This window comes from candidate division WOR-3 bacterium (genome assembly GCA_039801365.1).
GTDB lineage: Bacteria > Hydrothermota > Tepidihabitantia > Tepidihabitantales > Tepidihabitantaceae > JBDRUN01.
In genome coordinates this window covers 1-11,238 of sequence record JBDRUN010000084.1, presented here as the reverse complement: position 1 = coordinate 11,238, position 11,238 = coordinate 1, and the positions used below count along the sequence as shown (strand labels likewise).

General features: G+C 57.5%; 8 protein-coding genes and 1 pseudogene. 6 read left to right on the top strand and 3 right to left on the bottom strand.

The genetic code is table 11. The features are described 5' to 3' along the window. The 6 genes from ABIL25_09420 to ABIL25_09395 form a co-directional block, all read left to right on the top strand. Nucleotides 1-1,969, top strand: a 1,969-nt coding sequence (locus ABIL25_09420) for a tetratricopeptide repeat protein (protein MEO0082488.1), incomplete at its 5' end; no start/stop codon positions are given. A gap of 17 nt (nucleotides 1,970-1,986) precedes the next feature. Further along, nucleotides 1,987-3,165: a phospholipase D-like domain-containing protein gene (locus ABIL25_09415; GenBank protein ID MEO0082487.1), complete on the top strand. Its 1,179-nt coding sequence runs from the start codon at nucleotides 1,987-1,989 to the stop codon at nucleotides 3,163-3,165. A 584-nt stretch (nucleotides 3,166-3,749) separates the two neighbouring features. Next, nucleotides 3,750-4,088: a hypothetical protein gene (locus tag ABIL25_09410; protein MEO0082486.1), complete on the top strand. Its 339-nt coding sequence runs from the start codon at nucleotides 3,750-3,752 to the stop codon at nucleotides 4,086-4,088. After that, complete coding sequence (locus ABIL25_09405) at nucleotides 4,070-6,292, top strand: V-type ATP synthase subunit I (GenBank protein MEO0082485.1); 2,223 nt, start codon at nucleotides 4,070-4,072, stop codon at nucleotides 6,290-6,292. Before ABIL25_09410 ends, ABIL25_09405 begins: the two co-directional genes overlap by 19 nt. A gap of 89 nt (nucleotides 6,293-6,381) precedes the next feature. Continuing rightward, nucleotides 6,382-6,861 carry a V-type ATP synthase subunit K gene (locus ABIL25_09400; protein ID MEO0082484.1) on the top strand — a complete coding sequence of 160 codons (480 nt, stop codon included), beginning with the start codon at nucleotides 6,382-6,384 and terminating at the stop codon, nucleotides 6,859-6,861. Further along, nucleotides 6,861-7,409, top strand: coding sequence for a V-type ATP synthase subunit E family protein (locus ABIL25_09395; protein ID MEO0082483.1), 549 nt, complete (start codon nucleotides 6,861-6,863; stop codon nucleotides 7,407-7,409). The genes ABIL25_09400 and ABIL25_09395 overlap by 1 nt, the downstream gene beginning before the upstream one ends. Here ABIL25_09395 and ABIL25_09390 read toward each other — a convergent pair. The 3 genes and pseudogenes from ABIL25_09390 to ABIL25_09380 all read right to left on the bottom strand — a co-directional run bounded on the left by ABIL25_09390 (nucleotide 7,366) and on the right by ABIL25_09380 (nucleotide 10,570). Beyond that, entirely contained in the window at nucleotides 7,366-8,379 is a 1,014-nt protein-coding gene (locus ABIL25_09390; protein ID MEO0082482.1) for a hypothetical protein, read from the bottom strand. The two genes, ABIL25_09395 and ABIL25_09390, sit on opposite strands and share 44 nt — an antisense overlap. A 1,037-nt stretch (nucleotides 8,380-9,416) precedes the next feature. Next, a pseudogene (gene yidD, locus ABIL25_09385) lies at nucleotides 9,417-9,581 on the bottom strand (membrane protein insertion efficiency factor YidD). Nucleotides 9,582-9,748: 167 nt separating this feature from the next. Next, a complete protein-coding gene (locus ABIL25_09380) occupies nucleotides 9,749-10,570 on the bottom strand; it encodes a hypothetical protein (GenBank protein ID MEO0082481.1) in 822 nt (273 codons plus the stop codon). Nucleotides 10,571-11,238: the final 668 nt, after the last annotated feature.

Sequence of the window (11,238 nt, the reverse complement as noted above, 5' to 3'; positions counted from 1 at the left end):
TAGGGTTCGGGCATGGGTTTATCCTCCATGGTTTGATAGCTTTACAATCATTACTCGGTCGGGCCAGAAGGATACACCCTGCCCGACCCTTTTTCCAGCCAAGTTACACACAAATAAGGATACTACCGGTGTCGGCGTCCAGATTGACATCTGGACTGATGAGATGATAATAAATTGTGACGTACCCGCCGAGTTCCCTGAGCGTGCGCTGTCCGAGCTGGAATTCGGCTGGTTTGCTCGTACCTTTCTCTACAACGCGGGTTACCTGTTGCGCCAAGACCCGCCGCACCGGGGCATTGTGATGCTGTCATTCCCGGTCAAGCTTAGTCTGGCTGTCCGGCGGCTGGATGCCGAGCTAGAAAAGAGAGCACGTGAGTATCCTGAGGTGCTGCCGATCGGCCATCTTTCCTTACTCAAAGGATGGGAGCCCAGACTGAAGTGGGTCGGTGGTGTCCTAATGCGGTACACGGTCGAGGAGTTTAGTCGGCTCGGCCCCCTGGAGCGACAGCTCGAGGTCAACCGCGCACACGCCGAAGCCCTGCTTGCGTTGTGCCGCGCCGGTGAACTGATCATCTCGGAAGATGAAGAAGAATGGCTTGTGCAGCGTGCACTGGGGATCATTCCCTCAAACGAGGATCAGCGTTTTGCGGAAATTGTCTCCTGTCCGGAACTCGAGCCGAACTATATGGTGAGCAGGGCTGAGCGCTATGCCCGGGGAATAGCCATGGTTGAAGAAGCCCTGGGGTCAGCAACCGCGCTTGCCTACGGTAGCATGCTCATGGCTGGGTTGCGCGGTACTGCTGACCTTGTGCGATACGGGATTCGACTGCAACAGCTCTTTGACAGCCTTATCCGGCATCCATCAGTTTTGTCGAGACTGGAAGGACTGACGAACGGGATGCAGGAGTTGGATAATGAGGACCGGATGCAGGTCCTGGCTGCAGTTCGAGACCAACTGTGGCGCGGTCGCGAAGACAAGACCGGCCGGTTTCTGACGTTGACCCAGGTAATTGATGGCTACCTCGGTCTGCAGCAAACCGGTCTCGGGGACGGAGTAAGCCTTGCATTATTGGACTCGATTATCGTGGGCAAGCTGTCTTTCCGCGTGCGACACCTTCTCTGGCAGGGACGGGTGTGTTTTGAGATTGCCATTTCGGCCCAGGCCCGCGAGTACTGGGACCCGTTGGACCCAACTGCTCGGGTGGTGCCGGCAAGGGCAGCACGGGCCGGCGTTATTGATGTCCTTGCGTGTGGCTACTTGCGGATGGCCCAAGGTTACGCCAACGTCCGGTCGTTTCAGAATGGCGCCCGCGTAGCCCATTGGGTACTTGACTTGAGACCGGAGACCGCCGATGCTTACGGAGTGTTGGCCCAGTGTTCGCTAGGGATGGATCAACCCAGACAGGCGATTGAGCAGTGCCGGCGTGCACTCGAGTTGAATCCGAATCTGGTTGATGTTCATCTTATTCTGGGCAATGCCTATGCGGTTATGCGACGGTGGCATGAGGCTGTGGACAGTTACAAGCGGGCGGTGGCTGTACGGCCCGGAAATGCTGAAGCCTTCAACAACCTGGGTCTGGCTTTGGTGCAGAGCGGTGAGCGAGAGCGGGCGATTGGTGCATACCGCGAAGCGGTCCGAATCAGGCCCGGATATGCCGAGGCCTACTACAATCTCGGCAACCTCTATCTTGAGCTCAAGGAGTATGAGAAGGCGGTCGGGGCATACCGACAGGCTGTCGGCGCAAGCCCAGGGTTTGCCGGAGCATACTACAACCTTGGGCAGGCCTACTACCTGATGGGGGAACTCAGGTCTGCGCTTGAAGCGTACCAGGCGGCGGTGAAGGCAAATCCGAAACATGCCGGCGCCTGGCACAATATGGGCATCGTGTATCGCGACCTGGGTGAAAAGGAACGTGCGGTCGAGGCAATTGAGAAAGCGGTCGAGCTAAACCCGGCCCTGCTCCGATAGGACTGGAAGGACTGCTCGTGAGATCGTGTCGGGTTATTCTTGTGATGATTGGGTCTGCGGCCATGGTCGGTTTTGCTGCCCAATCGATTCGGATCCTGGAAACCGCACCATTGGGCTCGGACCTTGATTTGGCTGATGTCGCAAATGCAATTGATGTGCTGCCCACTCTGTTCGCTCAGGCCGAATCGAGCATCCACATATCTCAGATGTACATGCTGTATTACCCGCCTCAATCACGTGGCAGGCTTCTTAGTGCGCTGTATGACGCGCTCATTGCCGCCGCGCAGCGTGAGGTCAGGATTTGCATTCTGCTGGATTCAGCCACGCTTGAGCAGAATCTGAGTCCGGCCTATCACCGGATACCGTGGTTACTTGCCGACGTACCCAATATCACGGTCCGTGCCTGCGACCTGAGACCATACAGTCGGTATCCGCATTGCATGCTCCACGCCAAATACTGCATTATCGACTCACGTACCGCAGTCCTTGGTTCGCACAACTGGAGCTTTGGAGCATTTGCGGACAACCGGGAGTTGAGCCTGGTGGTATCGGACACTGGGTTCTGCCGGCAGCTCGAGGCAGTGTTTGCGACTGACTGGCGCGCGAGCTTTGGCCTGGGACATGATCAGTCTTGTTCAGCACTAGGGGCCAATCCTCAACAACGAACCGAGTTACGGCTCGTCGTCACTGCACCGGATATGCTGCGTGACTCCGGCGCATACCAGACAATAGAAGCGCTGATCGATCTTTTCAGCCAAGCCGAGTCCACCCTCGACATCGAGGTAAACAGCCTAACGACTCGTGCGGACTTCGGCCCGGCAGTGCGGTTTGGTGTTGTTGACTCACTGCTGGTCGCTGCCGCAGTTCGGGGTGTAAAGATAAGACTGCTCGTTGACAAGTGGGCGGCAGAGCGCGAACTGGATCTCTTCCGATATTTGGACGGCTTTGCTGGTTTGGATGTGAAAGTCGCGGATATAGCCCCGCTTGGGCCAAATCCGGAGTCTGGAACTATGCACGCCAAACTCGTCATCGCGGACGGCGGTAGAGCCTTGGTTGGCTCAGCAACGTTCAGTCAACGACAACTCCTAGAGTGTCGTAATGTTGGTGCGTTGGTGCGTGACCGGGATGTGGTTGGGCAACTTCAGGAGGTGTTTCAGCGGGACTGGTTGATGGCCCCAATCTGGCCGGCGTGGTAGTGCCAATTATGAAACTTCATACGAGCATGTTACGTTGCTGGCTTTCTTCCATGGTATACTCTCCACGTAGCCGTCAGACCTCCCTTTATGTCTCGCTGTCAGCTCGTTGCCCACGTTGCGTAGCTTGTGGACTGCACCCAGGACCGCTGCCGCACAATATCCGTGGACACAACCGCCTGCGTACCATTCAATCTGCCACCACCGTCTGGCGTAATGAGCTTCAAGCACTCACCCTTTAGCCTGCGGCTACGCAGATTTGCCAGGGATATCTCCCCCTCCTGCTCTCGCTACTCGCCACACGAAATTCGATAATCTCCCGCCGACCGTCAGCAGTTACCTGTGGGCCACCAGGACCACATCGAGCTTGTCATCTTGGAAGAATCTCTTGAACTCCTACCAGCGTTTCATCATAATGCTGTTTTTCTGACAGGCGCAGATAATATGTAGAGTTCGGACATGGTTTATCCTCCATGGTTTGATGGTGTTTCGATGATTGCCCGGTCGGGCCAGGAGGATACTACCGGCCGCGCAGGAAGCATCGCTGTTGACAGCCGGACAGATTGGACTAGGATTCAGCACCAAACATGAATGACCAGGCGACCGACGTTATCACAGTAGTCAGGGCTGCTGAGGATGCAGTGGCCGCGGAGGTTGCCGCCGCGGAGAATGCAAAACGGGTTGCAGTTGCTCGTGCCGAGGAGCGGGCAGTACAGGCCATTCGGGAGGTCAGGGCTAGACTGCGTCAGGAGACAACGATGGCTGTCCGCAAGGCAGAGGAGGAGGCTGAGAGGCTTACGCGCGCGGTGAGCGATGAAACTGCTCGGAAGGTTGCCACGCTGGCGAGAGTCCCTGAGAAGCGCGTCGAACAGGCGGTCCGACTGGTGGTTGAGGCGTTGAAAGAGCAGTGGCGATTGACAAAGTAGTCAAAGTTCTGATCGCAGTACACCGCGAGAACAGCGATTTCCTGTTGCGTGAGCTGCAGCGGCAGGGCGTCCTGCATATTGTCACGACCGAAGAAAAGGAAGGTGGCAGTGTCGCTGAGCTGGACCGGCGCTTTAGTCAGGTTGTTGAGGCGATTGAGCAGCTCGGGTCCAGGCGCAAGGAGAAAACCGGGCTGTTCGGATCGAAGCCGTCCATGCCGAGGTCTGAATTTGAAACGCTGGCCTCTCAGTACGACTCGACGGTGCACGTAGCTACTCTAGCCCAGCTCAATCGGAGGCGCGCTGAGCTCGACGCCCGGAGTAAGACGATTGGCGTGGAGCGAGCCCGACTTTTGCCATGGCAGAGTTTCAAACACCGACCTGCTGATTTCTACGCCCTAGAGACAGTCTCGGTCGTCCTTGGTCGTTTCGCAGACCAAGTCGAGTTCTGTCGAGTGAGGGAGCTTCTGTCCGGTCTGCCGGCTGGCATTGAGCTGATCGATGACGAGGCCGGTGCTCCGAGTGTGGTAATTGTTGTTACCAAGGAACATGCAGTAGAAGTGAATGCGATTCTGGCTGGGGCGCGGTTTGAGCCGGTCGATCTGCGCGGGCTGGATGAGACTCCGGCCCAGGTGCTGAGACGACTGGAAAGTGAGGCTGAAGCCATCCGTTCTGAGCAGCAGTCCATTGAGGAGCGTGTTGATGCGCTGTGTTGCGAAGTCCTTAACTTGAAGGTGGCAGCAGACGCACTAGCGAGTGAGCGCGTACGGCAGACGACACTTGCGAGGCTGGAGCAGACTCGGACAGTGACACTTATCTCAGGTTGGGTAAGACAGCGAGAATATGCCAAGCTCAGTGAGCTGGTTGAACGTACTGGCTTTGCTGTGCTGATAACAGTTGAACCGGCAAAGGGCGAGGAGCCGCCGGTGGCGCTGGTGAATCGCCGGCTGTTCCGGCCTTTTGAGTTGGTCGTCGAAATGTTCAGCATGCCTTCGCCAAGAGAAATTGATCCGACAATGCTGCTGGCACCGTTCTTCGCACTTTTCTTCGGATTCTGTCTGACCGATGCGGGTTACGGCGTTGTGGTGGCGATTCTGGCCTGGTTGCTACTGCGCCGGTTCGGCAACGATAATAAGCTCCTTGGTATGATTCTTGTCGGTGGAATCGTCACGGTCTTCGCGGGCGCGATTGTGGGCGGCTGGTTCGGGGACCTACCCGACCGGCTTGGGCTAGCACCGCTGCTTCATTTCAAGAACCGGCTGATGTTGTTTGACCCGATAAAGAACCCAATGCCGTTTTTTATCATTTCAGTCGGTCTAGGATACTTTCACATGATGTACGGTATTCTAATCGAGATAGCAGATTGTCTGCGTGTACGTCAGTTCGGTGATGCCCTGCTTGGTCAGTTGCCGTGGTTTGTGGGTCTGAACAGCCTCGTAGCGCTGGTTGCGTTTGGACGGCAGGTGCCGACGTGGGGCTCAAATGTGCTTTTGATCGCGGCGCTGGCCTCGGTCGCCGCAGTTGTCGTCTTCACTAGACGGTCCCATGAGACCATGACGGCCCAGACCTTCTGGTTCGGCCTGATCGCGGCGGTGCTCGTGTATCTTGGAGCAAAGCTTGGCTGGCTACCACGGGCTTTCGGTCACATGCGCTGGGTAGTGCTTGCCGTGTTGTTGGCAATGTACTTCCACTCCGTGGCCAGTATCGTCCGGGCCGGGCGGTTTGGGGTTCTGCCTGTGGTGCTTGGCGTTTTCGGCCTGGCCGGAGTCGGGTTGAGTCTTGCAGGGGTGACTTCTCCTGTGCTCGGTGGGTTGGCGAGCATCCCGTTCCTGTTTGTTGCACCGGCCAATCGAGCTCTGGTCAAGAAGTTTCTCTGGGGCGGCTATGCGCTTTACAGCGCAACGTCCTATATAGGTGTGGTACTTTCCTATATCAGAATCATGGCACTGGGAATGGTAACCGGCGGGATAGCAATGGCGATAAATACGATTGCGTGGATGGTGCTGTCAGTACCGGTTCTGGGCATTGTGCTGGCGCTCGTGGTTCTGGCGGGTGGACATGCCTATAATATCGCAGTCAACGTGCTCGGTGCCTTCGTGCACACGCTCAGGCTGAATTACGTCGAGTTCTTCCCGAGATTCTACACTGGTGGCGGCGAGCCCTTCACGCCGTTCCGCGAGGAGTATCACTTTGTTTCAGTCCACTAGAAGTCCGGGGTCGGGCAGACCATCGAGACCGCGTGAAATGCCCAGGCTCGGACAGTGGGAGGTCAGAGAACTGAAGTTCAGGAGGAAAGATGGTTGACCCAATTGGTCTTGCTATTGCTCTGCTTGGGGCAGCGATTGCCGCCGTGCCGGCCGGAATCGGTTCGGCAATCGGTATCGGCCTGGTTGCCCAAGTCGCCAATGGCGTCCTGGCCGAGGACCCTAAGAAGTTCGGAAATCTGTTTATTCTGGTGGCTCTGCCCGGCACGCAGGGATTCTACGGCTTCTTGGGCGCGTTCCTGGCTATTATGAAGCTCGGACTGCTCGGGCAGGTGATGCCGATAACGTTCTGGCAGGGTGTGCAGGTGTTTGCGTCCTGTCTGCCGGTTGGGCTGGCCGGCCTAGTTTCAGCGGTGTGGCAGGGCCGGGTGTGTGCCTCGGGTGCAGAACTCGTGGCCAAGCGAGCCGGTGAGGGAACTAAGGCGGTCATCTACGGTGCGATGGTCGAGACCTACGCGGTACTCGGCCTGCTTGTGACGATATTCGCACAACTCGGGATCAAGCTGGGCTAATGGGTCTGAGTGAGCTGATTGGGAAGATCAGGGCTGAAGGTCAGGTTCGGGTCGCCCAGATTGAGAAGGAAAAGAACGAGGAGATTGGCCGGATTGAGCGGCGTGTGCGGGATGACGTGGCGAAGCTGGAAGAGGAGTACCGAGCAAGGGTTGAGCGCGAGACTAGACTGATTATTGAGCGGGCGATGAGCCGCGCAAGATTAGAGCAGCGCAAAGCGCTGCTCAGCGCCAGGTGGGGACAGATCGACCGCGTCCTCAGTCTGGCGGCGGAGCGCATCGTGAAGGAAGAGGACTACCCGGAGCTTGTACGCGGAGTTGTTGAGCGATTCGCTCGCAAGGACAGCGTAGTTAGATTCTCGAAGGCCGACGCAACGCGATTTACGGCGAGCCCGGGTATGGACGGAGAACCGGCTGAGATCAGCGGCGGTGTCATAATTGAGCAGGGTAGGGTTGTGCTTGACTTCTCGGTTGACCGGGCGCTCGTGACGGTCCGGTTCAGGCTGGCTAGCGAGTTGGGAAGGATTCTGTTTCCGGCAGATGTAGTCTGAGTCCGGTGAGACTTTCGGCAGCAGCGAACCAGTCCGGTTCGAGGTCGTACTGCCGGCTGAGCGCGCCGAATCGTTCGCTAAGTAGCTGCTTGCGGTAGTCCATGCAAAGGTCTGCGGCATTGCGACGCGACCCGGAATAGAAGCGAAGAAACAGGAACGAGAACAGAAACGCAGACAAGACCCAGTCGTCCGACCGAGCAGCGAGGCATGTGCCGAGCGCTGAACCGCCGGTGACAAGCAGGCTGCTGAGGCCGAGCAGAGGCCGGCCAGCGTAAACCTCGCCCGCACCCGGCATAACTGTTGACAAAAGCACGGCAACTGCCGAGCTACGGCTTGGCACCGCAGCAGCAAGGCGGACTCGATTCGCTAGCGTCGAGTTTCCGGATTTCTCGAGATAGTCTGCAGCTTCAGACGCGTTGCCGTCGGCAAGGTCGAGCCAGGCCAGTGCGGAATTGAGCCGAGCGCGCTGGGCTGAGTCGGAGCTGAATAGGAGGGCATCATGAAGCGCAAGCCGGGCCTGGCCCATGGCTCGGCCGTGTGCAAAGAGACCTGCAAGCGCCATGCCGGTAGCATGGGCATAAGTCGGGTGCTGGTTTGTGACCTCGTGCAGTTGTACAGTTGCGGCCCCTAGTTCACCGGCCGCGGCGAGCGCAAGTCCGAGCTTCAGGGCCACAAGACCGGTGGTGTCCTGGCGCTCGTACAGACAGCGCTTGTACTCGAGCACTGCTGAGGAATAGTATCCGCAAGAGAAGAGCGTGTCCGCCAGGCTGCCGGGTATTCTACGCCCAGAATCCGAGGCAGCGTTGAAGTCCCCTACCGAACCCATTGCAGCCGACAACTGGGGCTTGGGGGGCAGAGCTGAGTCACGGCGCTCAGTGCCGCGCGTGAACGTAGTCAAGGAAGCAAGACAAGGAAATGAAAAAGTGGTAAGGACTGTTTGCAGAGCAAGCAGTAAGGAAAGGGCGAGCATGCCAGGTTCTGACTTTGTCGATACAATGCCCTTCAATTGCCCTCTCTTTCAGGACCGTAACTCTTGTGGTCGGCGTTGGGGTTCATCTGCAGCAACCATCGGTAGTCAGGTATGAGGTTGAGGGTGTCAATAGCCGTTTCGGCACGGGTGAGGTATTGTCGTTCCTGAAAGCGGTTGTAGTCACGGACTGCGATGTTTGCGCCGTACATATTTGCCGCGTAGAAAAGCGCGGTTGCGGCGGCAAAGAGCGAAACCTTGATTCTCGCTTGATCCTTTTCCGGATGCGTGGCGAACCACCAAGTTGCGAGCCCGGTCGAGGCGACGGTGAGCAGAGAGTAGATGCCATCTGAAGTGCGACCGGCATACAATTGGCCAGCGCCGGGTATGACAGCCGACAGAAGCGTGCCTGCAAGACGGTTGCGTCGGGCAATCCTGGCTCCATCAAACGCAACTAGCCGTGTGAGTACTGAGTCGCGGGCTGCGGTGCCGAACAAGGCAGCCGCTTCCGAAAAGCGGTGTTGTCTAAGCAAGGACCAGCCAGCAAGGGTGCGAGCCCGGATGTCAAAGCTAGAATCGGTGACGAGGGAAAGTGTGGCCCGGACGCTGTCGTATTCGCCTTGTGCAAACCAGGTCCGGCTTACACCGAACCAGGCATGGCTTGAAAGGCCGAGACCGGTGCAACTGAGGAAATTAGCCCGGGCCTGGACAAAGTCGCCGGCTCGAAGAAAGGATTCTCCAGCCATCAGGGACGCATAAGCACGGAGTCCCGGCACGGTTTCGGTAAATGCAACCCTGAGATACTCGGTTGCGGCCCGAGCAAAGTCCTGGGTGCCGTAAAGATGTTCGGCGAAACCGAGTATCGGGACTGTCATGCTGGACGCTATGCCCTGCTGGGTGGCGACTACCTCTGGTTCGAGCGCGAGCAGCGAGATGTCCCGGGGCTCGTTCCTCGGATTCTGACAGACGAGATGGCTTGAAACCGGGTCAATAAGCCTGTCGTGCGAGATGCCGAGGTAGTAGTGGTCGAGGTAGGTCCAGGCCGCAGGGTGGCAACGCGTGAGCCGGTCCGCACCGATGACGAGCCCGGGTATGAATCCGTGCAACTGGATTGCCTCCTTCGTGAACTGAGAGCAGGTCGGCCAGAAGTTGCACATATTTCGGCCCTGAAGTGGGGAGAGTACAACCTTGTACGCGTTGATCAGCCATTCGGCCGAGTTTGATAGCGCGTCGTATCCTGCGGCTGCAACTCTGCCGGCAAACAGTAGGACGACAAGGAACCGACGCACGCTAGAATCTAAGACCTGGAGCATTCCGAGTCAACTGCTGCGGTGTGAGAACGTGTGCATTGGTGTTCGCCCACGGTTCTTCGCTAGGGGAACAGACGTAAGCAGAAATGGAGTGCAGTGGCAGAAAAAACTCCGACCGTGAGGTTATCGTCCAGGTCCCAAGGTAGGACTTCGGCCGCAGTCGCAACAATGGCCGTGATGGCAATTGCAGGCAACGGTATCGGTACGAACTCCGCGATAATTGCACCTACTGACAGGCATGTAACAAGATGGCCAAGCGTGCCTTCCAGGGTCTTGGCCAGCAACCGAACGCGGCCGAACCACAGGCCGAAGAACTTGGCCGCGAAGTCGCCAAAGACCATGAATGCCATGGCGTAGAGTGTCACGACCCGGTTGAAGATGAGCATCACAAGGAGGGACGCGACGAGGAAAAGCGTCATCGTGGAAAGGCGGTCTTGTTCCCGGGTCTTGAACGTGCTTGCAGCGCGGCGAAACAGGAACTGGTTTACACTAGCCGCAGTGAGCCGAGTGAGGTCCATCGCCAAGAATACAGCCGTCACGGCGCCAAGCAGGATGATAGTACCGGTCCGCTCCCAGAGAAAGAGCAAGGTTGGAAATGCCATTGCCGCGGGCCGTACCAAGAACCGCCAGAGTTTCACTTGCTCCCGGAGCTGTTCGGTGCGGACAAATAGCCGTTTCCGGACCGCAGTGACCGCACTGATGGCAGTAACTGAAGCCAGTACCGCAAGTGCACCGAGGCGCAGGTCGGTTGACGGTAAGTGGCGGAAGGCGAAAAATCCCAGCAGCGGGACTGCGGTCAGGCCGAGCAACTCAAACCGCCGGGTTATGAGTAGCACAGTTGCAGCGACGATTATGACGAGAGTGAGACGAGGTAACAGCAGCAAGACAGGCTGTTTGGAAACAGCGACGGCGGTGTCAATCAGCCCGATGGTCTGCAACTCGGCCGGATTATAGGCTGACTCAGCCCGAGTTCAAGAACGTGTTCCTGCGGTGTACGCAGCCTGTTACCGCTTTTCTGGAAGCAGGGCACTCAGTCTGGCTTAGGATTGACCTGGGCCCTATGCTTCTTACTGAGCAGCAGAACTGGCCCGTTACTCTCACCGGCATTTAGCCTTGTTCTGCCGACGTAGCCAAGTAGTAGCCAGCAAAATGGTATTCCGAGCGAGCAGAGTCCGTCGGTCAGCCAGAAGTAGTCCACAGCATCTCGTCTAACCCTCAGGCTTCTAGCGGACACGTGGCGACATCTGCTACCATCAGTTTCTGGTCTTGACCGACGACTGTTTGCGGCGTTGTCCTGCAACCAGGTTTGCACGACTCGGTAGTTGAACACTTCTACCTGCTTTAGTGGCACAATGATTCTGGAAAGGTCAGGCGGCTTGCGGTTCCACACTTGTAGGACATCCGGCGAGTGCGATTGCGCAGAAACAGCTCTAGCCCAGGTACATGGTGACCCCCTGAGGGCGGCCGCAAAGTCGGCTGGCATTCCGCCAAGAGACTGGCTTGCGTTGCGAGGAAGCGTGAAAACGTTGCTGCACGAGACGAAACTGAAAGA

Coding starts and splice junctions, on each gene's coding strand:
- ABIL25_09410 (MEO0082486.1), top strand. CDS start 3,750: ATGAATGACCAGGCGACCGACGTTATCACAGTAGTCAGGGCTGCTGAG.
- ABIL25_09400 (MEO0082484.1), top strand. CDS start 6,382: ATGGTTGACCCAATTGGTCTTGCTATTGCTCTGCTTGGGGCAGCGATT.
- ABIL25_09395 (MEO0082483.1), top strand. CDS start 6,861: ATGGGTCTGAGTGAGCTGATTGGGAAGATCAGGGCTGAAGGTCAGGTT.
- ABIL25_09390 (MEO0082482.1), bottom strand. CDS start 8,379: ATGCTCGCCCTTTCCTTACTGCTTGCTCTGCAAACAGTCCTTACCACT.